At 57.1% G+C, this 24,068-nt stretch carries 21 protein-coding genes, 3 tRNA genes and 1 pseudogene; 22 read left to right on the top strand and 3 right to left on the bottom strand.

Annotated features, from left to right (window positions below; all coding sequences use genetic code 11):
• Positions 1-24 precede the first annotated feature (24 nt).
• Positions 25-429, top strand: a complete 405-nt coding sequence (locus BK658_RS26275; protein ID WP_054594065.1) for a hypothetical protein — start codon at positions 25-27, stop codon at positions 427-429.
• A gap of 9 nt (positions 430-438) precedes the next feature.
• Here BK658_RS26275 and BK658_RS26270 read toward each other — a convergent pair whose 3' ends face one another.
• Entirely contained in the window at positions 439-747 is a 309-nt protein-coding gene (locus BK658_RS26270; RefSeq protein WP_019691785.1) for a YhbY family RNA-binding protein, read from the bottom strand.
• A 106-nt stretch (positions 748-853) separates the two neighbouring features.
• Between BK658_RS26270 and rlmE the strand changes: the two genes are divergently transcribed.
• The 16 genes from rlmE to BK658_RS26190 all read left to right on the top strand — a co-directional run bounded on the left by rlmE (position 854) and on the right by BK658_RS26190 (position 16,369).
• Positions 854-1,504: a 23S rRNA (uridine(2552)-2'-O)-methyltransferase RlmE gene (rlmE, locus tag BK658_RS26265; protein ID WP_019691786.1), complete on the top strand. Its 651-nt coding sequence runs from the start codon at positions 854-856 to the stop codon at positions 1,502-1,504.
• A 190-nt stretch (positions 1,505-1,694) separates the two neighbouring features.
• Positions 1,695-3,596 (top strand): ATP-dependent zinc metalloprotease FtsH, encoded by a 1,902-nt coding sequence (ftsH, locus tag BK658_RS26260; protein WP_054594064.1) that lies wholly within the window; start codon positions 1,695-1,697, stop codon positions 3,594-3,596.
• A gap of 8 nt (positions 3,597-3,604) precedes the next feature.
• The gene (gene folP, locus BK658_RS26255) at positions 3,605-4,456 is read left to right on the top strand and encodes a dihydropteroate synthase (RefSeq protein ID WP_123584828.1); all 852 of its coding nucleotides are present in this window, start codon (positions 3,605-3,607) and stop codon (positions 4,454-4,456) included.
• A gap of 16 nt (positions 4,457-4,472) precedes the next feature.
• Positions 4,473-5,810 carry a phosphoglucosamine mutase gene (gene glmM, locus BK658_RS26250; RefSeq protein WP_123584827.1) on the top strand — a complete coding sequence of 446 codons (1,338 nt, stop codon included), beginning with the start codon at positions 4,473-4,475 and terminating at the stop codon, positions 5,808-5,810.
• A gap of 66 nt (positions 5,811-5,876) precedes the next feature.
• Positions 5,877-6,632, top strand: coding sequence for a triose-phosphate isomerase (gene tpiA, locus BK658_RS26245; RefSeq protein ID WP_123584826.1), 756 nt, complete (start codon positions 5,877-5,879; stop codon positions 6,630-6,632).
• A gap of 4 nt (positions 6,633-6,636) precedes the next feature.
• Complete coding sequence (secG, locus tag BK658_RS26240; protein ID WP_054594060.1) at positions 6,637-7,020, top strand: preprotein translocase subunit SecG; 384 nt, start codon at positions 6,637-6,639, stop codon at positions 7,018-7,020.
• Between the two features lie 22 nt (positions 7,021-7,042).
• Positions 7,043-7,128: transfer RNA gene (locus tag BK658_RS26235), tRNA-Leu, on the top strand.
• A 96-nt stretch (positions 7,129-7,224) separates the two neighbouring features.
• Positions 7,225-7,301 (top strand) — tRNA-Met (locus tag BK658_RS26230).
• Positions 7,302-7,440: 139 nt separating this feature from the next.
• A complete protein-coding gene (rimP, locus tag BK658_RS26225) occupies positions 7,441-7,899 on the top strand; it encodes a ribosome maturation factor RimP (RefSeq protein ID WP_024265126.1) in 459 nt (152 codons plus the stop codon).
• Positions 7,900-7,946: 47 nt separating this feature from the next.
• Complete coding sequence (gene nusA, locus BK658_RS26220; protein ID WP_019691793.1) at positions 7,947-9,428, top strand: transcription termination factor NusA; 1,482 nt, start codon at positions 7,947-7,949, stop codon at positions 9,426-9,428.
• 26 nt (positions 9,429-9,454) lie between these two features.
• Positions 9,455-11,971, top strand: coding sequence for a translation initiation factor IF-2 (gene infB / locus BK658_RS26215; protein ID WP_054594059.1), 2,517 nt, complete (start codon positions 9,455-9,457; stop codon positions 11,969-11,971).
• Positions 11,972-12,130: 159 nt separating this feature from the next.
• The gene (gene rbfA, locus BK658_RS26210; protein WP_019691795.1) at positions 12,131-12,532 is read left to right on the top strand and encodes a 30S ribosome-binding factor RbfA; all 402 of its coding nucleotides are present in this window, start codon (positions 12,131-12,133) and stop codon (positions 12,530-12,532) included.
• Between the two features lie 3 nt (positions 12,533-12,535).
• Positions 12,536-13,453 carry a tRNA pseudouridine(55) synthase TruB gene (truB, locus tag BK658_RS26205; RefSeq protein WP_123584825.1) on the top strand — a complete coding sequence of 306 codons (918 nt, stop codon included), beginning with the start codon at positions 12,536-12,538 and terminating at the stop codon, positions 13,451-13,453.
• 117 nt (positions 13,454-13,570) lie between these two features.
• Complete coding sequence (gene rpsO / locus BK658_RS26200) at positions 13,571-13,840, top strand: 30S ribosomal protein S15 (protein WP_003197723.1); 270 nt, start codon at positions 13,571-13,573, stop codon at positions 13,838-13,840.
• A gap of 197 nt (positions 13,841-14,037) precedes the next feature.
• Entirely contained in the window at positions 14,038-16,143 is a 2,106-nt protein-coding gene (pnp, locus tag BK658_RS26195; protein WP_103318613.1) for a polyribonucleotide nucleotidyltransferase, read from the top strand.
• Between the two features lie 150 nt (positions 16,144-16,293).
• Positions 16,294-16,369, top strand: a tRNA-Thr gene (locus BK658_RS26190).
• A 10-nt stretch (positions 16,370-16,379) separates the two neighbouring features.
• Here BK658_RS26190 and BK658_RS26185 read toward each other — a convergent pair.
• On the bottom strand, positions 16,380-16,886 hold the full coding sequence (locus tag BK658_RS26185) for a hypothetical protein (protein WP_123584824.1): 507 nt from the start codon (positions 16,884-16,886) through the stop codon (positions 16,380-16,382).
• 302 nt (positions 16,887-17,188) lie between these two features.
• On the opposite strand from BK658_RS26185, the gene BK658_RS26180 reads away from it, so the two are divergent.
• Positions 17,189-17,494, top strand: a complete 306-nt coding sequence (locus tag BK658_RS26180) for a DUF6388 family protein (protein WP_054598178.1) — start codon at positions 17,189-17,191, stop codon at positions 17,492-17,494.
• A 39-nt stretch (positions 17,495-17,533) separates the two neighbouring features.
• Here the strand turns inward: BK658_RS26180 and nadC are convergent, their stop codons facing one another.
• On the bottom strand, positions 17,534-18,382 hold the full coding sequence (gene nadC, locus BK658_RS26175; protein ID WP_123584823.1) for a carboxylating nicotinate-nucleotide diphosphorylase: 849 nt from the start codon (positions 18,380-18,382) through the stop codon (positions 17,534-17,536).
• A 355-nt stretch (positions 18,383-18,737) separates the two neighbouring features.
• On the opposite strand from nadC, the pseudogene BK658_RS26170 reads away from it, so the two are divergent.
• From BK658_RS26170 to BK658_RS26155, 4 genes and pseudogenes are all read left to right on the top strand, one after another.
• Positions 18,738-20,165, top strand: a pseudogene (locus BK658_RS26170) (DUF1631 family protein); the annotation flags it as partial.
• Positions 20,166-20,316: 151 nt separating this feature from the next.
• A complete protein-coding gene (ampD, locus tag BK658_RS26165) occupies positions 20,317-20,877 on the top strand; it encodes a 1,6-anhydro-N-acetylmuramyl-L-alanine amidase AmpD (RefSeq protein WP_123584822.1) in 561 nt (186 codons plus the stop codon).
• Positions 20,874-21,710 (top strand): regulatory signaling modulator protein AmpE, encoded by an 837-nt coding sequence (ampE, locus tag BK658_RS26160; RefSeq protein WP_123584821.1) that lies wholly within the window; start codon positions 20,874-20,876, stop codon positions 21,708-21,710. The genes ampD and ampE overlap by 4 nt, the downstream gene beginning before the upstream one ends.
• Before the next feature lie 303 nt (positions 21,711-22,013).
• Positions 22,014-24,044 carry a methyl-accepting chemotaxis protein gene (locus tag BK658_RS26155; protein WP_123584820.1) on the top strand — a complete coding sequence of 677 codons (2,031 nt, stop codon included), beginning with the start codon at positions 22,014-22,016 and terminating at the stop codon, positions 24,042-24,044.
• The last annotated feature ends 24 nt before the right edge of the window (positions 24,045-24,068 follow it).

Genomic DNA, 24,068 nt, shown 5'->3' with positions numbered 1-24,068 from the left:
AAGCGCCTGCTTCGTGCGGGCGCCATGCTTTGGCAACTGACTCAGATGTTATGGGTTGGTGGTCTGTGGTTGTTGCACATCGGTCTGCTGCCGGTGCTGAGCCGTATTGGCTTGGCACCGCTGCTGATCGAAGAAATTTCAAGCATGCTGAGTGCGCTGCTGGTCGGGTTTTCAGCGGCGTGCGTGGTTTTTCAGGTTTTGGTGCTGGTCCAGGCCAAGGGCCTTGTCAGTCTATGGCGCGATATTCGCGGGCAACTGCTGTTGATGGCGCTATACGCGAGTGCGATGTACTTCGTCGTGCGAATCGACTGGCCGCAGGCGCAGCACTGGTTGTTGTTCAGCTATCTTGTGCTGGGTTTTTCCGGGTTGCTGCTGGTTTTACAGCCGGTGCCGGGATGGGGTGGCAGGGTGCGCGAAGCACACCCTTGACCCGTATCATCACTTGAAGCGATGAACGTTCGACAACTGCTTGTTGACGCTGAAGTTCTTGCGGTAAATCAGCGCCATCTTGCCGATGACTTGCACCAGATCCGCTTTGCCGGCCTTGCACAGTTCTGCAATGGCTGCCAGGCGCGATTCGCGATCGAGGATGCTGAGCTTGATCTTGATCAGCTCGTGATCGCCCAATGCGCGTTCCAGTTCGGCTAAAACACCTTCAGTCAAACCGTTGTCAGCCACAGTCAAAACTGGTTTCAGATGGTGGCCAATGGACTTGTACTGTTTCTTCTGCTCTTGAGTGAGCGGCATAATCTGACCCCTGCGTCTGATCTTGTAAAAAGCGGCGGCCAGTTTACCCGAGCGAGTCCGGGACCGCCCAGTTAATCGCGACTCGTTTATTTTTTTGAGGTGGCCCGTGGCCCGTTCCAAGACTAGCCTTAACTGGCTGAAAGAGCATTTCAACGACCCATACGTCAAAATGGCGCAAAAAGACGGGTATCGTTCGCGTGCCAGCTACAAATTGCTGGAGATCCAGGAAAAGGATCGCCTGATCCGTCCGGGCATGACCGTTATCGACCTCGGTGCAGCGCCGGGTGGCTGGTCTCAAGTGACCAGTCGTCTGATTGGTGGTCAGGGTCGTTTGATCGCCTCCGACATCCTGGAAATGGACAGCATCCCCGATGTGACCTTCATTCAGGGCGACTTTACCGAAGATGCGGTGCTGGCTCAGATCCTCGAGGCGGTCGGAAATACGCAGGTAGACCTTGTGATTTCCGATATGGCCCCCAATATGAGTGGATTGGCAGCTGTAGATATGCCACGGGCGATGTTCCTCTGCGAGTTGGCGCTGGATCTCGCCGGTCGGGTTTTACGGCCAGGTGGTGATTTTTTGATCAAGGTCTTCCAGGGTGAAGGCTTCGACGAATACCACAAGGAAATCCGCAAGCTGTTTGACAAGGTACAGATGCGCAAACCTTTGTCTTCGCGTGACAGGTCTCGCGAGCAGTACTTGCTGGGACGCGGTTTCCGCGGTGTTGAAGGTTCCGAGAGCGTCGAGCGTTTCTAAGGGGGCGATAGGTTTTTTTGTATCGCTTTACAGAGCCGGTATAACGAATATTGTGTAGTCATTGTTTCACAAAGGGTTACAGACGGCGCCTGCCAGAGCCGTAGGTAATGTAGTAAGTTAGGCCGGTGAATATCATGCGAAGCGCGCGCCAGTAGCGGAGCTTGCTTCAGAGGGTAGTTAATTGAACGATATGGCAAAGAATCTGATCCTGTGGTTGATCATCGCGGCTGTCCTCGTGACGGTGATGAACAACTTCTCCAGCCCTAACGAGCCACAGACCCTCAACTATTCCGACTTCATCCAGCAGGTCAAGGATGGCAAGGTCGAGCGCGTAGCCGTGGACGGCTATGTCATTACTGGCAAGCGCAATGATGGCGACAGCTTCAAGACCATTCGTCCGGCCATTCAGGACAACGGTCTGATCGGCGATCTGGTGGATAATCACGTAGTCGTTGAGGGCAAGCAGCCTGAGCAGCAAAGCATCTGGACTCAGCTCCTGGTTGCCAGCTTCCCGATCCTGGTGATCATCGCCGTCTTCATGTTCTTCATGCGGCAGATGCAGGGCGGTGCCGGCGGTAAGGGCGGACCGATGAGCTTCGGCAAGAGCAAGGCGCGCCTGCTCTCCGAAGATCAGGTGAAAACCACCCTGGCTGACGTTGCCGGTTGCGACGAAGCCAAGGAAGAAGTGGGTGAGCTGGTCGAGTTCCTGCGTGATCCGGGCAAGTTCCAGCGCCTGGGTGGGCGTATTCCTCGCGGTGTGCTGATGGTGGGGCCTCCGGGTACCGGTAAAACCCTGCTGGCCAAAGCCATTGCCGGTGAAGCCAAAGTCCCGTTTTTCACCATCTCCGGTTCCGACTTCGTCGAAATGTTCGTCGGTGTGGGTGCCAGCCGTGTTCGCGACATGTTCGAGCAGGCTAAAAAACACGCTCCATGCATCATCTTCATCGATGAAATCGACGCTGTCGGTCGTCATCGTGGTGCTGGCATGGGGGGTGGTCACGACGAGCGTGAACAGACTCTCAACCAGTTGCTGGTAGAGATGGACGGTTTCGAAATGAATGACGGCATCATCGTCATTGCCGCAACCAACCGTCCTGACGTACTTGACCCTGCGCTCCTGCGTCCGGGCCGTTTCGACCGTCAGGTTGTCGTAGGGCTGCCGGATATTCGTGGTCGTGAGCAAATCCTGAAAGTCCACATGCGCAAAGTGCCGATGGGTGATGACGTTGCTCCGGCGGTTATCGCGCGTGGTACGCCTGGTTTCTCTGGTGCCGACCTGGCCAACCTGGTGAACGAGGCTTCGCTGTTCGCTGCCCGTACCGGCAAGCGCGTTGTCGAGATGAAAGAGTTCGAGCTGGCGAAAGACAAGATCATGATGGGCGCTGAGCGCAAGTCCATGGTCATGTCCGAAAAAGAAAAGCAGAACACTGCCTATCACGAAGCGGGGCACGCGATCGTTGGTCGTGTGGTTCCCGAGCATGATCCGGTCTACAAGGTCTCGATCATCCCGCGCGGCCGAGCGTTGGGTGTGACGATGTTCCTGCCAGAAGAGGATCGCTACAGCCTGTCCAAGCGTGCGTTGATCAGCCAGATCTGCTCGCTGTACGGCGGCCGTATTGCTGAAGAGATGACCTTGGGCTTCGATGGCGTGACCACGGGTGCGTCGAATGACATCATGCGTGCCAGCCAGATTGCACGAAACATGGTCACCAAGTGGGGCCTGTCAGAAAAACTCGGTCCTTTGATGTATGCCGAAGAAGAGGGCGAAGTGTTCCTCGGTCGCGGCGGCGGTGGTCAGCACGCCAGCTTCTCGGGCGAGACTGCCAAGCTGATCGACTCGGAAGTGCGCAGCATCATTGATCAGTGCTACGGCACGGCCAAGCAGATCTTGACGGATAACCGCGACAAGCTCGATGCCATGGCCGATGCGCTGATGAAGTACGAAACCATTGATGCCGAACAGATCGATGACATCATGGCTGGCCGCACGCCGCGTGAGCCTCGTGACTGGTCGGGTGGCACCGGTACTCCTCCTGTCGTACAGGAAGAGCGTCCGGAAACTCCCATCGGTGGCCCGGCCGCCGACGTCTAAGGTTTGAAATGACTCTTGTACAGTCCTCAACCCGGTTGCCTTGCGGTAACCGGGTTCTTGATTTGGCTCATGCGCATGTCATGGGCATCCTCAATGTCACTCCCGATTCCTTCTCCGACGGTGGTCGCTTCAGTCAGCTCGATGCTGCTCTGCGACACGCTGAGGCGATGGTGGCTGCTGGTGCGACCCTCATTGATGTTGGTGGCGAGTCGACCCGGCCTGGCGCACGGGCGGTCTCGCCGCTTGAGGAGTTAGAGCGCGTGGCGCCGATCGTCGAGCGTATTCATCGCGAACTGGACGTGATTATCTCGGTCGATACCTCGACACCTGCGGTCATGCGTGAAACTGCACGCCTGGGAGCAGGTCTGATCAACGACGTGCGTTCGCTGCGTCGAGACGGCGCGCTGGATGCAGCAGCAGCCACCGGATTGCCGGTGTGCCTGATGCATATGCTCGGTGAGCCGGGAGATATGCAGGACAACCCGCATTATGATGACGTGACGAGAGAGGTTGGTGAGTTTCTCGCCGAGCGTATGGCGTCGTGTGCTGCGGCCGGTATTCCGGCCGAACGGATCATTCTTGATCCGGGTTTCGGGTTTGCGAAAAACTTGCAGCACAATTTGAGTCTGTTCAAGCATATGGAAGCCCTGCATGCCTTGGGGCGGCCCCTGTTGGTCGGGGTTTCGCGAAAGAGCATGATCGGGCAGGCATTGAATCGCCCGGTGGGAGAGCGGCTGCATGGCGGCCTGGCTCTCGCGGCGTTGGCTGTCGTCAAGGGTGCGCGCATCTTGCGTGTGCATGACGTGGCCGAAACAGTCGATGTGGTACGGATGATCACAGCAGTTGAATCAGCCGAATAAGAATGATGGAGCACTTATGACTAAGAAATATTTTGGCACCGACGGCATTCGTGGTCGGGTCGGTGAATATCCGATTACCCCTGAATTCATGCTCAAGCTTGGTTGGGCGGCGGGCATGGCCTTTCGCAGTAAGGGTGCTTGCAAGGTTCTTGTCGGCAAGGACACTCGAATCTCTGGTTATATGTTCGAATCGGCGCTTGAGGCCGGGCTTACCTCTGCCGGGGCTGATGTCATGCTGCTGGGGCCGATGCCTACTCCGGCTATCGCCTATTTGACGCGTACCTTCAATGCTGAGGCCGGTATTGTAATCAGTGCTTCGCACAATCCTCATGACGATAACGGCATCAAGTTCTTCTCCGGCCAAGGCACGAAATTGCCGGATGATGTTGAGCTGATGATCGAAGAATTGCTCGATATGCCGATGACCGTGGTTGAGTCGAGCAAGATCGGCAAGGTCTCGCGAATCAACGATGCGTCGGGTCGTTACATCGAGTTCTGCAAAAGCAGTGTGCCAACCGGCACCAATTTCGCTGGTTTGAAAATTGTGATCGATTGCGCACACGGTGCTACCTATAAGGTGGCTCCGAGTGTTTTCCGTGAGCTGGGTGCGCAGGTGACGGTGCTTTCTGCGCAGCCTGACGGTCTGAACATCAATCACAATTGCGGTTCGACCCATATGGGGCAATTGCAGGCAGCTGTAGTGGCTGAGCACGCAGATCTTGGTATTGCCTTCGATGGTGATGGCGATCGGGTACTGATGGTTGATCACACGGGCGCGATCGTCGATGGCGACGAATTGTTGTTCATCATCGCGCGCGACCTGCATGAGCGTGGCAAATTGCAGGGCGGTGTTGTTGGAACCTTGATGAGTAACCTGGGGCTGGAGCTGGCCCTGGCGGATCTGGGGATTCCTTTTGTACGGGCCAACGTCGGTGACCGCTATGTAATCGCCGAACTGCTTGAGCGCAATTGGCTGGTGGGTGGTGAGAACTCCGGCCATGTCGTGTGCTTCAGTCATACCACCACGGGTGACGCGATTATCGCTGCGTTGCAGGTGTTGTTGGCGCTGAAGCGTCGTTCCGAAGGGCTTGCTCAATCGCGTCAGGCGCTACGCAAGTGTCCTCAGGTATTGATCAATGTGCGTTTCGGCGGCGGCGAAAACCCGGTCGAGCATGCGACTGTCAAAGAAGTCAGCGAGCGCGTCACCAAGGCTATGGCCGGGCGTGGTCGCGTGTTGTTGCGCAAGTCTGGCACAGAGCCGCTGGTGCGGGTCATGGTCGAAGGTGAGGACGAAACACTGGTTCGCGGTTACGCCGAAGAGCTGGCAAAACTGGTTGCTGAAGTTTCTGCCTGATTTCGGCTTGCCAGTAATGATGTGGTTGGGTAACATCTGCGCCCACTTTGACCGACGAGGTACAGCATGCGTCGCCCTATGGTAGCTGGTAACTGGAAGATGCACGGTACCCGCGCCAGCGTCGCTGAGCTGATAAACGGCCTTCGTCATCTGGCCTTGCCGAGCGGTGTTGAGGTCGCGGTATTCCCGCCTTGCTTGTATGTCAATCAAGTGATTGATGGCTTGGAAGGTACGTCGATTTCGGTCGGTGCGCAGAATTCTGCGGTGGAAGCCATGCAAGGTGCATTGACCGGTGAGATTGCGCCGAGTCAGTTGGTGGATGCAGGTTGTTCCCTGGTGCTCATTGGGCACTCCGAGCGTCGCCAGATCATCGGCGAGCGTGACGAGACGCTGATTCGCAAGTTTGCAGCGGCACAGGCATGTGGCTTGATTCCGGTGTTGTGCATAGGGGAGACCCTTGAACAGCGTGAGGCCGGAAAAACGCTTGAGGTTGTCGGGCATCAGCTGGGCAGCATCATCGACGAGCTGGGTGTTGGTGTATTTGCAAAAGCAGTAATCGCTTACGAGCCGGTCTGGGCCATTGGCACCGGGCTGACTGCTTCGCCGCAACAAGCGCAGGATGTGCATGCAGCCATTCGTGCACAGTTGGCGGCAGAGAATTCTGAGGTCGCACAAGGTGTGCGGCTTCTATACGGCGGCAGCGTGAAGGCGGCCAATGCGGTCGAACTGTTCGGCATGCCGGATATCGATGGGGGGCTCATTGGTGGAGCTTCCCTGAATGCAGATGAGTTCGGTGCGATTTGTCGCGCCGCGGGAAACTGAAAAAATGCTGGAAACAGTCGTAGTCGTTTTTCATCTGCTGGGTGCACTGGGCGTAGTTGCTCTCGTATTGCTGCAGCAGGGTAAAGGTGCGGACGCTGGCGCGTCTTTCGGAGCAGGTGCTTCAAATACTGTGTTCGGAAGCCAAGGTTCCTCTACCTTTCTTAGTAAGTTTACTGCTATACTTGCCGCAGGTTTCTTCATAACCAGCTTAGGGTTAGGTTACTTTGCTAAAGAGAAAGCTCACCAGCTGACTCAAGTAGGTTTGCCAAACCCAGCAGTGTTGGAAGTTCCAAAGCAAAAACCGGCTTCTGATGATGTCCCGGTGCTTCAAGAGCAAAAGTCGGCAACCAATGCGACTGACGTACCTCCAGCTCAAGAGCAAAAGTAAGAAGGGTTTCAAGCGTAGTATTGCCGAGGTGGTGGAATTGGTAGACACGCAACCTTGAGGTGGTTGTGCCCATAGGGTGTAGGGGTTCGAGTCCCCTTCTCGGTACCAATTATCAGGAGAGCCCGCTGTTGCGGGCTTTCTTGTAGGTGGAAGGTTACATTGACCCTGTTAGGGATCGGTCGTATACTTCCGCCCCAGCTTTGTCGCGGGGTGGAGCAGTCTGGTAGCTCGTCGGGCTCATAACCCGAAGGTCGTCGGTTCAAATCCGGCCCCCGCAACCAGTTTCAGGAGCCCCTTTTCAGGGGCTTTTTGTTAGCTGGACACTTTATAACGCCGCTGTTCAACGGCGTTTCAGGGATGGGCGTTTCGCCCATTTTTTTATTTTGCATAGCATGCACATACATGCACGAGGGGGTTCAGGTGTCGAGCAAGCTAGAACAGTTGCAGGCCTTGTTGGCCCCGGTGGTCGTGGCCCTTGGCTATGAATGCTGGGGTATTGAGTTTTCGGCTCAAGGTCGCCACTCACTGTTGCGCGTTTATATCGATAAAGAAGGCGGAGTGCTGGTGGACGATTGTGCCATCGTCAGCCGTCAGATCAGCGGTGTGCTGGATGTTGAAGATCCGATCTCCGTTGAATACACCCTTGAAGTTTCCTCGCCTGGCATGGAACGCCCGCTGTTCACGCTTGAACAGTTTGCAAAGTTTGCCGGTGACCAAGTGAAGATCAAGCTGCGCTCGCCTTTCGAAGGTCGACGCAACTTTCAGGGCCTTCTGCGCGGTGTAGAAGAGCAGGACGTCGTGGTGCAGGTTGAAGACCATGAATTCCTGTTGCCGATCGATATGATCGACAAGGCCAACATTATTCCCAGTTTTGACTGAGACGCGGATCCCGCGGATCCAATGGCTTGCGAAAGGCGAGGCGTACGATGAGCAAAGAAGTACTGCTGGTTGTTGAGTCGGTATCCAATGAAAAGGGCGTACCGGCAAACGTAATTTTTGAAGCGCTGGAGCTGGCTCTGGCCACCGCTACCAAAAAGCGTTTTGAAGACGAAGTTGATCTGCGTGTGGAAATCAATCGCCACACCGGTGCTTATGAAACTTTCCGTCGCTGGACGGTAGTCGAAGAAGCAGACCTGGATGATCCGGCTGTTGAAACCTGGCCGAGCAAGGTTCAGGAAACGCATCCTGGCGCGAAGGTCGGTGATGTAGTCGAAGAAAAAATCGAGTCCATCGAATTCGGCCGCATTGCTGCGCAGACTGCCAAGCAAGTTATCGTGCAGAAAGTTCGCGAAGCCGAGCGTGCTCAAGTCGTTGATGCCTACCGCGAGCGTCTGGGAGAAATCATCTCAGGCACCGTGAAAAAAGTAACCCGCGACAACGTGATTGTTGATCTGGGTAACAACGCTGAAGCGCTGCTGGCTCGTGAAGATATTATTTCTCGCGAAACTTTCCGGGTGGGTGTGCGCCTGCGTGCACTGCTCAAGGAAATCCGCACCGAGAACCGCGGCCCGCAGCTGATTCTGTCGCGTACCGCGCCAGAAATGCTGATCGAGTTGTTCCGCATCGAAGTACCGGAAATCGCTGAAGGCCTGATCGAAGTAATGGCTGCGTCCCGTGATCCGGGCTCGCGCGCCAAGATCGCGGTCCGCTCCAAAGACAAACGCATCGATCCGCAAGGTGCTTGCATTGGTATGCGCGGTTCGCGCGTCCAGGCAGTATCGGGCGAATTGGGCGGTGAGCGTGTGGATATCGTCCTGTGGGACGACAACCCGGCGCAGTTCGTGATCAACGCCATGTCCCCGGCTGAGGTTGCGGCAATTATCGTTGACGAAGATGCCCATGCAATGGACATCGCCGTTGGCGCAGACAATCTGGCTCAGGCCATCGGTCGCGGTGGTCAGAACGTGCGTCTGGCTAGCCAGTTGACTGGCTGGACCCTGAACGTGATGACCGAATCGGACATCCAGGCTAAACAGCAAGCAGAAACCGGCGACATCCTGCGCAACTTCATCGACGAGCTGGAAGTCGACGAAGATCTGGCACAGGTGCTGGTTGATGAGGGCTTTACCAGCCTGGAAGAGATTGCCTACGTACCGTTGGAAGAAATGCTCAACATCGATGGCTTTGACGAAGACACCGTCAACGAGCTTCGCGCTCGGGCCAAGGATCGTTTGTTGACTAAAGCCATCGCTACTGAGGAAAAGCTGGCAGACGCCCATCCGGCCGAAGACCTGCTCTCGCTTGAGGGTATGGACAAGGATTTGGCGATGGAACTGGCGGTGCGCGGCGTAATTACCCGCGAAGACCTGGCCGAGCAGTCTATTGACGACCTGCTCGACATCGACGGCATTGACGATGATCGTGCCGGCAAGTTGATCATGGCCGCCCGAGCCCATTGGTTCGAGTAATAGGCGCGGCCTGAGGAGAGAAGTGCATGACGCAAGTCACGGTGAAACAACTGGCCGATGAGGTCAAAACACCGGTAGAGCGCCTGCTGCAGCAGATGCGTGAGGCAGGTCTGCCGCACACCGCCGCCGAGGAACATGTGACCGATAGTGAGAAGCAATCTTTGCTGACTCACTTGAAAAGCAGCCACAAGGCGAAAGTGGAAGAACCGCGCAAAATCACGTTGCAGCGTAAAACCACCAGCACCCTGCGTGTTGCTGGCAGCAAAAGCATCAGCGTTGAAGTACGCAAGAAGAAAGTCTTCGTACAGCGCAGCCCGGAAGAAATCGAAGCCGAGCGCAAACGCGAACTGGAAGAGCGTCGCGCAGTAGAAAATGCTGCACGTCAGAAGGCTGAAGAAGAAGCCAAGCGTCGCGCCGAAGAAGAAGCGCGTCGCCAGCCTGCTGCTGTGCAATCTGCTTCTACTGAAGCTGTTGCAGCACCTGTTGCAGTTGCCGAGCCAGTGCGTGAAGCACCGGTTGTAGCAGCTGCGCCAGCGGCTGACACTCGCAAACGCGACGAACAGCGTCGTCCGGACAAACCACGCGCCGACGATAACAATCGTCGTGGCGCGGGTGATGGTGAGCGCAAAAACGCTCCACATCGCGCTTCGGTCAAGGAAAAGGCGCCTGCTCCACGCGTTGCTCCACGGACTACCGACGAAGAAAGCGATGGCTTCCGTCGTGGTGGTCGCGGCAAGGCCAAGCTGAAGAAACGCAACGCCCACGGTTTCCAGAGCCCAACCGGCCCTGTCGTGCGCGAAGTGAAGATCGGCGAAACCATCACTGTTGGCGATCTCGCTCAACAGATGTCGGTCAAGGCTGCTGAAATCATCAAGTTCATGTTCAAACTGGGTACTCCAGCGACCATCAACCAGGTACTTGATCAGGAAACTGCTCAACTGGTTGCTGAAGAGCTGGGCCACAAAGTGACCCTGGTCAGCGACACCGCCCTGGAAGATTCCCTGGCCGAGTCCCTGAAGTTTGAAGGTGAGGCTTTCTCCCGTGCGCCAGTCGTGACCGTAATGGGCCACGTTGACCATGGTAAGACCTCGCTGCTCGACTATATCCGTCGTGCCAAGGTAGCGGCTGGCGAAGCCGGCGGTATCACTCAGCACATCGGTGCGTACCACGTTGAAACCGAACGCGGCATGGTCACCTTCCTCGATACCCCGGGTCACGCCGCGTTTACCGCTATGCGTGCTCGTGGTGCCAAGGCGACCGACATCGTGATCCTGGTGGTTGCAGCGGACGACGGCGTAATGCCGCAGACCATTGAAGCCGTACAGCACGCCAAGGCTGCTGGTGTTCCACTGGTTGTTGCAGTGAACAAAATCGACAAGCCGGGCGCCGATCTCGATCGCATCCGTAGCGAACTGTCGGTTCACGGCGTGACTTCGGAAGAGTGGGGCGGCGATACTCCGTTCGTATCGGTTTCGGCGAAAGTCGGTACCGGTGTAGACGAGTTGCTCGAAGCTGTTCTGCTGCAAGCTGAAGTTCTCGAACTGAAAGCTACTCCTTCTGCTCCTGGCCGTGGTGTCGTGGTTGAATCGCGTCTCGACAAAGGTCGTGGCCCGGTTGCAACCGTTCTGGTTCAGGACGGCACCCTGCGCCAAGGCGACATGGTGTTGGTCGGTTCGAACTATGGCCGCGTTCGCGCCATGCTCGACGAGAACGGCAAGCCAATCAAGGAAGCCGGTCCTTCCATCCCTGTCGAGATTCTCGGCCTGGACGGTACCCCGGACGCTGGCGACGAGATGAGCGTAGTTGCCGACGAGAAGAAAGCCCGTGAAGTGGCTCTGTTCCGTCAAGGCAAGTTCCGTGAAGTCAAACTGGCTCGTGCTCACGCAGGGAAGCTGGAAAACATCTTCGAGAACATGGGCCAGGAAGAGAAGAAGACGCTTAACATCGTCCTCAAATCCGACGTCCGTGGTTCGCTGGAAGCGTTGAACGGCGCCTTGAACGGCCTGGGTAACGACGAAGTGCAAGTGCGCGTAGTCGGTGGCGGTGTCGGTGGTATCACCGAGAGCGACGCCAACCTGGCACTGGCCTCCAACGCTGTACTGTTCGGCTTCAACGTGCGTGCCGATGCCGGCGCTCGCAAGATCGTCGAACAGGAAGGTCTGGATATGCGTTACTACAACGTGATCTACGACATCATCGAAGACGTCAAGAAAGCCCTGACCGGTATGCTTGGCAGCGACGTTCGGGAGAACATCCTGGGTATTGCTGAAGTCCGCGACGTGTTCCGTTCGCCGAAGTTCGGCGCGATCGCCGGTTGCATGGTTATCGAAGGTGTTGTGCACCGTAACCGTCCAATCCGTGTACTGCGTGAAGACATCGTTATCTTCGAAGGCGAGCTGGAATCCCTGCGCCGCTTCAAGGATGACGCTTCCGAAGTACGTGCCGGCATGGAATGCGGTATCGGCGTGAAGAGCTACAACGACGTCAAAGTCGGTGACAAGATCGAAGTCTTCGAGAAGGTTCAGGTTGCTCGCAGCCTCTAACTCGCGCACTTCAAGAGCCGTGATGGGCAGCCGCATGCAAATGCACGGCGCATCACCCGGACTCTAAACGCAACGCCCGGTCTGGCTTTTGTCAGGCCGGGCGTTTGCCGCTTTCAGACCACACGGGTTTCACCGTGAGGCAGTAACAGGTAACAAGACATGGCAAAAGAATACAGCCGTACCCAACGTATCGGCGATCAGATGCAGCGTGAGCTGGCACAGCTGATCCGTCGTGAAGTCAAAGACCCGCGCGTCGGCCTGGTCACCATTACCGCTGTTGAAGTCAGCCGTGACGTCGGTCACGCCAAGATTTTCATCACCGTGATGGGGCAGGACAGCGCAGACGATATCGCTCAAAGCATCAAGGTGTTGAACTCGGCCGCCGGTTTCCTGCGCATGCAGTTGGCTCGCGAGATGAAGCTGCGCAGCGTTCCTCAGCTGCACTTCCACTACGACGAAAGCGTCGTGCGTGGCGCTCATCTGTCGGCATTGATCGAGCGCGCCGTGGCTGAAGACAATCAGCACCCGGTTGCGGCAGAACCCGTAGACACCAAGGAGTAATCGGTGGCTCAGGTCAAACGTATCCGTCGTAACGTCAGCGGCATCATCCTGCTCGACAAGCCGCTGGGGTTCACCTCCAACGCGGCCTTGCAGAAGGTTCGCTGGCTGCTCAATGCCGAGAAGGCCGGGCACACCGGCAGTCTTGATCCGTTGGCCACCGGCGTGTTGCCGCTGTGCTTCGGTGAGGCGACCAAGTTCTCGCAATACCTGCTCGACTCCGACAAGGGCTATGAAACCCTGGCGCAATTGGGCAAGACCACCACCACGGCAGACGCTGAAGGTGAAGTTTTGCAGGAGCGCCCGGTGACCGTTGGTCGCGCCGATATCGAAGCGGTTTTGCCGAAATTTCGTGGGCAAATCAGTCAGATACCGCCGATGTACTCAGCCCTCAAGCGTGACGGTCAGCCGTTGTACAAGTTGGCGCGTGCAGGTGAAGTGGTGGAGCGCGAACCGCGTTCTGTTACTATTGCGCGCTTGGAATTGCTGGCCTTTGAAGGTGATACTGCGCGCTTCGCCGTAGATTGCACCAAAGGCACCTATATCCGCACCCTCGTGGAGGATATTGGTGAAGCGCTCGGTTGTGGCGCTTACGTTGCGCAGTTGCGACGTACCCAGGCCGGTCCGTTCAGTCTGGCCCAGACGGTCACGCTGGAAGAGTTGGAAGCAGTACATGCCGAAGGCGGCAACGAAGCGGTTGATCGCTTCCTGATGCCATCGGACAGCGGCCTGCTGGATTGGCCTCTGTTGCAGTTCTCGGAGCACAGCTCGTTCTACTGGCTCAACGGCCAGCCGGTACGCGCCCCGGATGCACCGAAGTTCGGTATGGTACGAGTACAGGATCACAATGGTCGCTTCATCGGTATCGGTGAAGTGAGCGAAGATGGGCGCATCGCGCCACGTCGACTGATTCGGTCAGAATGACCGAACGAGGGTGGCTGTTAACAGGCACGGTCACTACTCATTTTTAGATACAGGGATTTGTCCCTGGCCTGTTGAAGCTGTTTCTTTGAAACAGTTTCCTGATAAAAGGATTGCCTCATGGCTCTCGACGTTCAAGAAAAAGCTCAAATCGTAGCTGACTATCAGCAAGCTGTTGGTGACACTGGTTCGCCAGAAGTGCAAGTTGCACTGCTGACCCACAACATCAACAAACTGCAAGGTCACTTCAAGGCCAACGGTAAAGATCACCACTCCCGTCGTGGTCTGATCCGCATGGTAAACCAGCGTCGTAAGCTGCTGGACTACCTGAAAGGCAAGGACGTGAGCCGTTACAGCGCTCTGATCGCTCGCCTGGGTCTGCGTCGCTAATAAGCGATTGCGCTAGAGGTTGGTTGTCTGTCGTGCGTCAGCGGGTTTCCCGCCGGCGCATGGCAGGCTCCCAGCCTCAAGTTTTATCTGGACAACAGTTTTATCTGGACAATCAAAGTCGGGCCGATTCCCGGCATTGCCCAAGAATTTCGCAAGAAAACCAGTTCCCCCAAGAGCCACAAAGAAGGTAGGACACCGTGAACCCGGTAATCAAAAAATTCCAGTTCGGTCAGTCGACCGTTACCCTCGAGACTGGCCGTATCGCCCGTCAGGCCTCCGGCGCAGTATTGGTCACCGTTGACGATGACGTCAGCGTATTGGTGACCGTAGTCGGTGCCAAACAAGCCGATCCGGGCAAGGGCTTCTTCCCCCTGTCTGTTCACTACCAGGAAAAAACCTACGCAGCCGGTAAGATCCCTGGCGGTTTCTTCAAGCGCGAAGGCCGTCCTTCCGAGAAAGAAACCCTGACTTCCCGACTGATCGACCGTCCGATCCGTCCGCTGTTCCCGGAAGGTTTCATGAACGAAGTGCAGGTTGTCTGCACCGTCGTTTCCACCAGCAAGAAGACCGATCCGGACATCGCTGCGATGATCGGCACCTCGGCTGCGCTGGCGATCTCCGGCATTCCTTTTGATGGCCCGATCGGCGCTGCCCGTGTTGCATTCCACGAAAGCACCGGCTACCTGCTGAACCCGACTTACGAACAACTGAAAGCTTCGAGCCTGGACATGGTCGTTGCCGGTACTTCGGAAGCGGTATTGATGGTTGAATCGGAAGCCAAAGAGCTGACCGAAGACCAGATGCTGGGCGCGGTATTGTTTGCTCACGACGAGTTCCAGGTTGTGATCAACGCTGTTAAAGAACTGGCTGCAGAAGCTGCCAAGCCAACCTGGACCTGGGCTCCTCAGCCAGAGGCCACCGCACTGCTGGGCGCCATCCGTGCCGAGTTCGGCGACGCGATCTCCCAGGCTTACACCATCACCGTCAAGGCCGACCGTTACGCTCGCCTGGGCGAACTGAAAGACCAGGTTGTTGCCAAGCTGTCCGGTGAGGAAGGCCAGCCTTCGTCCAGCGAAGTCAAAGCTGCTTTCGGTGAAATCGAATACCGTACCGTTCGCGAAAATATCGTCAACGGCAAGCCGCGTATCGACGGCCGTGACACCCGTACCGTACGTCCGCTGAACATCGAAGTCGGCGTTCTGCCGAAGACCCACGGTTCGGCATTGTTCACCCGTGGCGAAACCCAGGCTCTGGTAGTTGCGACTCTGGGCACCGCCCGTGACGCACAACTGCTGGACACCCTGGAAGGCGAGAAAAAAGACCCGTTCATGCTGCACTACAACTTCCCTCCGTTCTCGGTGGGCGAGTGTGGTCGCATGGGTGGCGCCGGTCGCCGTGAAATCGGTCACGGCCGTCTGGCCCGTCGTTCGGTTCAGGCCATGCTGCCTGCTGCTGACGTGTTCCCGTACACCATCCGTGTGGTATCGGAAATCACCGAATCCAACGGTTCCAGCTCGATGGCGTCGGTTTGCGGTGCTTCCCTGGCCCTGATGGACGCTGGCGTGCCAATGAAGGCGCCGGTTGCCGGTATCGCCATGGGCCTGGTTAAAGAAGGCGAGAAGTTCGCCGTCCTGACCGACATCCTGGGTGACGAAGACCACTTGGGCGACATGGACTTCAAGGTAGCCGGTACCTCCAAAGGTGTTACCGCGCTGCAGATGGACATCAAGATCAAAGGCATCACCGAAGAAATCATGGAAATCGCTCTGGGCCAAGCCCTGGAAGCGCGCCTGAACATCCTCGGTCAGATGAACCAGATCATTGCCCAGTCGCGTACCGAGCTGTCGGAAAATGCTCCGACCATGATCGCGATGAAAATCGACACTGACAAAATCCGTGATGTCATCGGTAAAGGCGGCGCGACCATTCGTGCGATCTGTGAAGAGACCAAGGCTTCGATCGACATCGAAGACGACGGCTCGATCAAGATCTTCGGCGAAACCAAGGAAGCAGCTGAAGCCGCTCGTCAGCGCGTTCTGGGTATCACCGCTGAAGCTGAAATCGGCAAGATCTACGTCGGTAAAGTTGAACGCATCGTCGACTTCGGCGCATTCGTCAACATCCTGCCGGGCAAGGACGGTCTGGTTCACATCTCCATGCTGAGCGACGCTCGCGTTGAGAAAGTGACCGACATTCTGAAAGAAGGCCAGGAAGTGGAAGTACTGGTACTGGACGTGGACAACCGCGGCCGTATCAAGCTGTCCATCAAAGACGTAGCAGCAGCCAAGGCTTCGGGCGTTTAATTACCCCGCAGCTTAAGCGCTGAACAAGCAAACGCCCCGACTGGTTCGGGGCGTTTTGCTGTGTGCCGTTAAATCAAAAGATCGTCTGAAGCAAATTGAGGGGTTTACCAAGTTGCCCGACCCCAAAGTCAGTGCTAGGTTTAGCCCACCGCCCGTGTAGCTCAGCCGGTAGAGCAGCGCACTCGTAACGCGAAGGTCGCAGGTTCGATTCCTGTCTCGGGCACCACTTCCCTCCGTTATTTCACCTTTCTGCTCAACTCCTCGACGGTACGTTTGAGTTGATCCATCGCACGATCCTGATCGCTGACGGTCCGCTTCAGGTTCGAAATCTCGCTGCTGTTCGAGCTGGAGCTAGAGCCGCTGTTGCGATTGAGATCTTCCACCTGCCGACCGAGCTTATCCAGATCACGTTCCTGCTCTTTGACCTTGCTCTTGAGGTCGTCGATCTCCTTGCTGCTGGAGTTTGAGCTGGAACCGCTGCTGCGCTTGAGTTCTTCGATCTGGCGCGTCTGGTCGTTGATGGTTTCCTGCATCTTTTTCAGTTCGTTGATGCGGAAATCGCTTTTGACCAGAACGTCCTTGCCGTATTCATTGTGGATGGCGGAGAGTTTGTCATCGTAAGACGGACCGCTGTTGCTCAGCTCAATGCTGGCCATTGCGGTGCCCGGCAGAGCCAGGACACCGAGCAGGGCGGTCATTGCGGTGGTGGACAGAACAAAGGAAAGCTTCGAAAAACTGCGCATCACTGAGATTCCTTGTGAAGTACCGATATGGCACATCGCTATGACTTTGGATTTGAAATTATGTTCCCAAGGCTCCCGACGCATCCTGCGTGAAACTTTTTTTGGGATAGATGTAAAGAGCCGTGTAATTCGCGGGCCAAACGTCCTATATTCGGTGCCTGCATGAGCATCGCCCAGCAGTTTTCAGATGATCCCGAATGGTTCTGAAGGCCAGGCAAACCGGGCTTCAAACGGTTTTCTGCGTCAGAGAGATCCTTGATGATCCAGATCCATCTTCCATTCCCATGATCAGCGAGAACGCCATGACCGTGAACGAAATGACTCAAGAACAAAGACACGAAGAGGCCCTCAAGAAGTACATGCTTGATGCGCCAGAATTGATGGAAGAGATCAAGAACCTGAGCGCCGACGATCAGAAAGATCAGATTCAGTGGGCGTTCGAGGACGAGGCAGAAGCACAGGGCTTACAGCCCTGGGAGCTGACGCTCAAGTACACCTCAACGCCGGAAGAATACGAAGCGACGCGCCTTGCGTTGCACAAGGAAGCAGCCGAAGTGCTGGGCGTCGAGTGGGAAGAATACTGCGAGATGAACAATCTGGTGGTTTGAAAGTAACGCCAGCCTCATTGAGGCTGGCGTTTCTTTTTGTCAGAGACTCAAGCGCATCGACAGATCTACAGCCTTCACATCTTTGGTCATCGCCCCAATCGAGATGTAATCCACCCCCGTCTCGGCGATTGGCCGCAAGGTGCTTTCGTTGACGCCACCGCTGGCCTCGAGTTTCGCCTTGCCGGCATTCAGGCGCACAGCCTCGCGCATGTCGTCCAGGCTCAGTTCATCGAGCATGATGATATCGGCCCCCGCTGCCAGGGCCTCCTTGAGTTCCTCCAGGCTTTCCACTTCAATCTCCACCGGTTTGCCCGGCGCGATCTTGTGCGCGGCGGCGATGGCTTGAGGGATGCCCCCGCAGGCAGCGATATGGTTTTCCTTGATCAGAAAAGCGTCGTACAGGCCGATGCGGTGGTTGTGGCAGCTGCCGCAGGTTACGGCGTACTTTTGCGCCAGTCGCAGCCCAGGCAGTGTTTTGCGGGTATCCAGCAGTTTCACCTGAGTATCGGCAACGAAGTCAGCCAGGTATTGCGCACGAGTGGCGACACCGGAAAGCAGTTGCAGAAAGTTCAGCGCACTACGCTCGCCGGTCAGCAGCGAACGGGCGGGGCCTTCGAGGTGAAACAACGGCTGATTGGGGCTCACGCGCTCACCGTCGCGCACTTGCCAGTGCACCGCAACGCGCGGGTCCAGTTGCCGGAACACCGCGTCGACCCAAGCGGTGCCGCTGATGACGGCCGCATCACGGGTAATGATCGTGGCTTTGGCCAGGCGCTCGGCCGGGATCAATAGTGCGGTGATGTCGCCGCTGCCGATGTCTTCAAGCAACGCACGGCGCACGTTGGCTTCGATTTCGGCGGTCAAATCGGCGAGGCGTAGATTCGGCATAACGGGCTCCACAAACAAAGTGCTCCGATTATAGGGCCATGCTGCAAGTGAACCCAAGGCGCCCACTACTTTCAGCGGGTTCTAAAACCTGCATTTGGTCGACTCGCCAGCATTATTCCTCCTGCGTGCTGGTCTGTGATCGAGCGCTGTTTTGTGGGCTGATGAAGAGTCTGCTGGCACTTGGGAGGTCTTTTGCAGATAATCGCGCCTTGCGCTTGACGTCATAGCCTTGACGTCTCTTTGGCTTCCCGACACTTGAAATGCAGCGCGGTGCATCACGATTGCGTTGTGAGCCGACCGTGAGCGTTTGTCGCTTCACATGAACGGAGGAGTCAGCCCTTTGCAGGAGGCTTGGATGCACAACGACGGGAATGTAGTGCCTTTGCACAAGGTAGCTACCGATCAGGCGAATTCATCGCCGCTCGCCCGCCTGCCGGTGATTCTGCTTCAGGTTCGCGACAAGGCTGCACAACAGCTCAGGCTTGGCTTGCAGGAGCTGTTCGATAACGCGGATGACACCTTGTTCGAAATGGCCGACCGGGCACATCACACTGTCGAGCAGAACATCTTTTTTGAAGCCATGCGTGATTTGCGCCTCAAGCGCAAAAACATCGAGCGCAGCTTTCACGAGAGTTTCTTCGAAGCCTTTGTCGGCCTCATCCCGTACGACCTGGCACACGCCACCTTGCCGTTGGCGATGAATCCTGACCCTTCGATCGAACTCCCTGATGACCAGCTTGAGCGGAAAGTGGCGCTGGAAGCCATGGTCGCCAAGGCGCTCAACCGGGACGGCTTTGCCCTTGGACAACTGACCGCGCGCCTGAGCACTTTGCTGGGCAAGCCCCTGGAGGATTCGCGCAATCCCATGGGGCCGGCGATGCTCTGCGAATACTTTTTGCAGGCTGGACGCAATCTGGGTGTGGAGATCAAGGTCAAGCTGATCATCCTCAAATTGTTCGAACGCTATGTGCTCAGCGATGCTGATCAGCTCTATGCGCAAGCCAACCAGTTGCTGATCGCCACTGGCGTTTTGCCTGAACTCAAGGCCGCACCCGCGCGCCGTGTCACGGGCCGCGCGGCGGCCAGTGTTCATGCAGAGTCCAGCGAGTCGGGTGTCAGATCCAACAGCACGCACGACGATAAAAGCGTGCAGGAAGTCTTCGCCACCTTGCAGGAGTTGCTGTACCCCGTGCGCGGCAGTGTTGCGCCGACCCTCGAAGCCAGCGCCCAGAGCCAGCCCATCTCGACCCGCGATCTGCTGCGCCTGCTCTCGCACTTGCAGCAATACGTGCTGGCCCCTGGCGCCCAGGATGATTTTGACCTGCGCAATCAGCTTGAACAGTTGCTGACCCGGGTCAGCGTTAAAAGTGGCAAGTCGCGGGTGGTCGGGGTGGCGGACGAGGATGTGATCAATCTGATCGCGATGCTCTTCGAATTCATTCTCGCCGACCGTAACTTGCCAGACTCCCTCAAGGCGTTGATCGGCCGCTTGCAGATTCCGATGCTCAAGATCGCAGTACTCGACAAAAGCTTCTTCAGCCGCAGCAGTCACCCGGCCCGGCGTCTGCTCAATGAAATTGCCGCAGCGGCAATGGGCTGGGGGCAATGCGATGATCATCAGCGCGACTGCCTGTACCTGCGCATCGAGCAGGTGGTGCAGCGGCTGCTGAATGACTTTGTCGATGATCCGGCTATTTTCTCCGAACTGCTGAGCGACTTTCTCGCCTTCACCAGCGATGAGCGCAGTCGCAGCGGGCTGGCCCTGGAGTTTCGCCGTGGCGCGCTGCGTACGCTCGACGACAGCTTGTTGTTCGATCGGGCGCTGGAGTCGGTGATTGGCAACCTGCGTCGACTCAATTGCGGCAAGTGATCGCAACCTGAGGGGCGATCACGGCATACTGGAGCCCGTCAGAGCCGTCATTGAAGGAGCCTGTATGCAGTTGGACCCCGCGAGCGGTTGGTTTGAAGGCGTGCGCCATTGCCCGTCCCCCAACTTCAATACGCGCCCCACGGGCGAAATCTCCTTGCTGGTGATCCACAATATCAGCCTGCCACCGGCGCAGTTCGCGACGGGCAAGGTGCAGGAATTTTTTCAGAACCGTCTGGATGTCACCGAGCACCCCTACTTTGAAGGGATTGCCGACTTGCGCGTGTCTGCGCATTTTCTGATTGAGCGTGACGGGGCGATCACACAGTTTGTCTCTTGTCTTGAACGGGCGTGGCACGCAGGCGTGTCCCGGTTCGAGGGGCGCGAAGGGTGTAACGATTTCTCCCTTGGCATCGAGCTTGAAGGCACTGATGATCTGCCGTTCACCGATGCTCAATATCACGCGCTGATTGCCCTGACCCGCCAATTGCAGTCTACGTTTACAGCCATCACCCATTCACGTATCCAGGGGCATAGCGATATCGCCCCCGGACGCAAGACTGATCCGGGGCCGGCGTTCGACTGGGCACGCTATCGCGGGGCTCTGGAAAAAGGGGAAGCACAATGAGTTTTCTGGTGTTACTGCTGGCGGTCTGGATCGAGAAGTTCTCGGCCTTGCGTCATCAAGTTCAGCGCGACAGTGGATGGCTGCGCGAGCTTGCCATATATGAAGCCAGCCCAAAGCTTGCGAATCGGCCTTGGCTGGTACTGGCATTGCTGGTGCTGTTCCCTGTGGCGTTACTCGGCTTTTTGTTGCTGGTACTAGAGCCGGTGGCCTATGGCTTGTTGGCCCTGCCGGTGCATTTGCTGGTGGTGATTTACAGCCTGGGCCGTGGTGATTTGCTCGGCGGCCTGGGACCGTTTCGTGATGCCTGGCGCCGGGAAGACCTGCAAGCGGCGGCGCTTGTCGCCAAACGTGATCTGGATATTTGCGCTGACAGCGGCGAGCAATTGCTGCAGAGGGTTCAAGCTCATTTGCTGTGGCAGGCTTATCAGAGTTTTTTTGCGGTGATTTTCTGGTACTTCCTGCTCGGTCCGGTGGCGGCCCTGAGTTATCGCTTACTGGCCCTGGCGGCCGAGCACGGCAAGAACCCGGCGGTGGTCGAGCGCGCCGCACAATTGCGACATGCCTTTGACTGGCTGCCGGTGCGTTTGTTGGCCGCGAGTTTTGCCCTGGTCGGCAACTTCGTCGCGGTCAGCCGGGTGATGCTCCATGAATTGTTGAACTGGAATATCAGCGCTGCGCAGTTGATCGAGAACGTCGGCGTGGTAGCGGGTGAGATTCCGGCGCCAGTGGCGGGACCAGAAGGGGTTCACAATCTGGATCAGATCTGGGAACTGCTGCTGCGAGCGGCGGTGGTCTGGTATGCCGGGTTTGCCGTTTGGACCGTGCTGCCCTGAAATACACCGAATATCTGGAGTAGGCCCCCTGTGGCGAGGGAGCTTGTTCCCGCTGGGTTGCGAAGCGACCCCGAAATTTTCGGTGCGTTTAGCCGACTGAATGCGTTCAGCCGTGTTTGCGACCGCTGCGCTTGAGCGGGAGCGAGCTCCCTCGCCACAAAGGGATCGCGGATCTCTTGGCTGTTAACCTTAAGTTACAAAACCCCCTTTCGATTTGAGCTATACAGAAGCAGCACGCCATAGTGGCTATCTGCTGCATCGGCGTGCCTGCCCAAAAAAATAAGAAATGAAAGGGGGACGTCCGTGAAGAGTTTGCTCTATCCCGCCGTTGCACTGATGAATCGCCTGAGCTTCGGCATGAAGTTCAGCCTGATCAGCGTGCTGTTTTTCTTCCCCATGCTGGTGACCAATTTCTATCTGGTTCGGGATTCGTATCGCGAGTTCCAGGGCACCCAGGTCGAGTTGCAAAGCCTCGACCTGTTGGGCAGTGGTCTGACGCTGCGGCGAGATCTGGAAACCCTGAACAACCTGGTACAGATCAACGCGACCCTCGGCCAGTCTGGCAAGGCGGGAGATACCGAATCAAAGATCAGCGCCCTTGAGCAGAGCGTGCTTGCACGCCTGCAAAGCCTGACCGCGATGATCATCGATCCTGAGCAGGTCAGCGTTTTTGATGGCAAGCGCGATGAAATGATGACGGCGTTCAAGGCTCAACAAGCGGAAACGTCTCTGCAAAGCAAAAGTGCGCTGATCGGCAAACTGCTCGGCAATGCGCAGATTTTCAGTCAGATCATCGCCAGCCAGGCCGGCCTGAGTCGCGACAACCAGAGTGATTTGCGCCAATTGAGTGAGCTGATCACCAACGTTACCCCGCGTGTGACGCAAACCCTCGGCGAAGGCCGGGCGATGGGGGCCTACTCACTGGGGCAGGGGTTTCTCAATTCCGCTTCGAGCACCCGGTTCGATGAACTGCTGGCGCAGATCGAGAAGCTTCAGGCCGAATACGCCTTGAAGTTGCAGGACGCACTGGCAGCCGGCAAAGCGGCGCGTGAGGTGCTGGAGCCCTCGGCCAATGTCAGCAAAGCCACACTCAAACAAGCCAGCGAGCTGTTTGAAGAGCAAGTGGTGATGGCCGACACCCTCGATAAACCTTGGCAGGGTTTTTACGATCAGGTCACCGGGCTGATGGACAAGACCTATCAACTGAACGATGCGACGCTTAAGTTTCTCGGCGTTCAATTGCAGCAACGCCTGGAACAGAATCGCACGCACATGGTGCTGCAGGCGGTGGCACTGTCGGTGGTGTTCGTGCTGATCTTTTATCTCTACGGTGGCTTCTATGCCTCCACCCGCACCACCCTCAAGCGTCTCGGCGGAGTCATGGACAAGGTGGCGGCCGGTGACATGACCATCACGTTTACCGCCCACAGCCGTGATGAGTTGGGTGAGTTGGGCAACGTCTTCAATGGCACCGTGGCCAAGATCCATGACCTGATCGAGTTGGTTGGCAAGACCGTCAACGAGGTTGAGCGTCAGGCGAGTCAGGTGGAAACAGTGTCGGCGCAGAGCAATCAGGCGGTGGCCGGTCAGCGTACGCAGATCGAGCAAGTCGCCACGGCGATGAACCAGATGTCGGCCACCGCTCAGGAAGTTGCGCGCAGTGCGGCGGCTGCCGTCAGCAGCGCCCACAGTGTCAACGATGAAACCATTAGCGGGCGCGGGTTGGTCGAGTCGCAACAAGGCAGCATTGCGCAACTGGCCAGTGAGATCGACTCGTCAGTGCTGGTGATCAATCAACTGGCCAGCGACAGCCAGTCCATCAGTCGCGTGCTGGAAGTGATCAAGAGCATCGCCGAGCAGACCAACCTGTTGGCGCTCAACGCGGCCATCGAGGCCGCCCGTGCGGGTGAGCAGGGACGCGGCTTTGCGGTGGTGGCCGATGAGGTCCGCACCTTGGCCAAACGCACCCAGCAATCGACCGAAGAAATCGAGCAGATGATTGCCAAGCTGCACGGTGGCGTTGGCGCCGCGGTGAAGGCCATGGGCGTCAGCCACCAGATGGCCAGTGGCACGGTCGGTCAGTCGGAAAAGGTCCAGCAAGCGCTGGAAAACATCCTCGGCGCGGTGGGCATGATCGTTGATCAGAATCAGCAAATTGCCGCAGCAGTCGAGCAGCAAACTGCGGTGGCCCATGATATCGACCAGAACATTGTCGAGATCAACCGGGCTGGCGAGCGCACCGCCGAAGGTGCGCACCAGACCGAGCATGCCAGCCGTGCATTGTCGGCCCAAGTGGTGCAGTTGAAGCACCTGATCAGCGCGTTCAGGGTTTGACGATTACTGGCCGCCGCAAACCGA

Source organism: Pseudomonas brassicacearum, assembly GCF_003732175.1.
Taxonomy (GTDB): domain Bacteria; phylum Pseudomonadota; class Gammaproteobacteria; order Pseudomonadales; family Pseudomonadaceae; genus Aquipseudomonas; species Aquipseudomonas brassicacearum_G.
The sequence above is the reverse complement of the archived record's forward strand: the minus strand, read 5'-3'. Positions and strand labels throughout refer to the sequence as shown.

What these genes read in the sequence shown, in the direction of transcription:
- nadC (WP_123584823.1), bottom strand. Translation starts at nt 18,382, where the DNA reads ATGCCGAATCTACGCCTCGCCGATTTGACCGCCGAAATCGAAGCCAAC.
- ampE (WP_123584821.1), top strand. Translation starts at nt 20,874, where the DNA reads ATGAGTTTTCTGGTGTTACTGCTGGCGGTCTGGATCGAGAAGTTCTCG.
- nusA (WP_019691793.1), top strand. Translation starts at nt 7,947, where the DNA reads ATGAGCAAAGAAGTACTGCTGGTTGTTGAGTCGGTATCCAATGAAAAG.
- infB (WP_054594059.1), top strand. Translation starts at nt 9,455, where the DNA reads ATGACGCAAGTCACGGTGAAACAACTGGCCGATGAGGTCAAAACACCG.
- BK658_RS26270 (WP_019691785.1), bottom strand. Translation starts at nt 747, where the DNA reads ATGCCGCTCACTCAAGAGCAGAAGAAACAGTACAAGTCCATTGGCCAC.
- rbfA (WP_019691795.1), top strand. Translation starts at nt 12,131, where the DNA reads ATGGCAAAAGAATACAGCCGTACCCAACGTATCGGCGATCAGATGCAG.
- glmM (WP_123584827.1), top strand. Translation starts at nt 4,473, where the DNA reads ATGACTAAGAAATATTTTGGCACCGACGGCATTCGTGGTCGGGTCGGT.
- secG (WP_054594060.1), top strand. Translation starts at nt 6,637, where the DNA reads ATGCTGGAAACAGTCGTAGTCGTTTTTCATCTGCTGGGTGCACTGGGC.
- BK658_RS26180 (WP_054598178.1), top strand. Translation starts at nt 17,189, where the DNA reads ATGACCGTGAACGAAATGACTCAAGAACAAAGACACGAAGAGGCCCTC.
- folP (WP_123584828.1), top strand. Translation starts at nt 3,605, where the DNA reads ATGACTCTTGTACAGTCCTCAACCCGGTTGCCTTGCGGTAACCGGGTT.
- BK658_RS26275 (WP_054594065.1), top strand. Translation starts at nt 25, where the DNA reads ATGCTTTGGCAACTGACTCAGATGTTATGGGTTGGTGGTCTGTGGTTG.
- ftsH (WP_054594064.1), top strand. Translation starts at nt 1,695, where the DNA reads ATGGCAAAGAATCTGATCCTGTGGTTGATCATCGCGGCTGTCCTCGTG.
- ampD (WP_123584822.1), top strand. Translation starts at nt 20,317, where the DNA reads ATGCAGTTGGACCCCGCGAGCGGTTGGTTTGAAGGCGTGCGCCATTGC.
- rpsO (WP_003197723.1), top strand. Translation starts at nt 13,571, where the DNA reads ATGGCTCTCGACGTTCAAGAAAAAGCTCAAATCGTAGCTGACTATCAG.
- BK658_RS26185 (WP_123584824.1), bottom strand. Translation starts at nt 16,886, where the DNA reads ATGCGCAGTTTTTCGAAGCTTTCCTTTGTTCTGTCCACCACCGCAATG.
- tpiA (WP_123584826.1), top strand. Translation starts at nt 5,877, where the DNA reads ATGCGTCGCCCTATGGTAGCTGGTAACTGGAAGATGCACGGTACCCGC.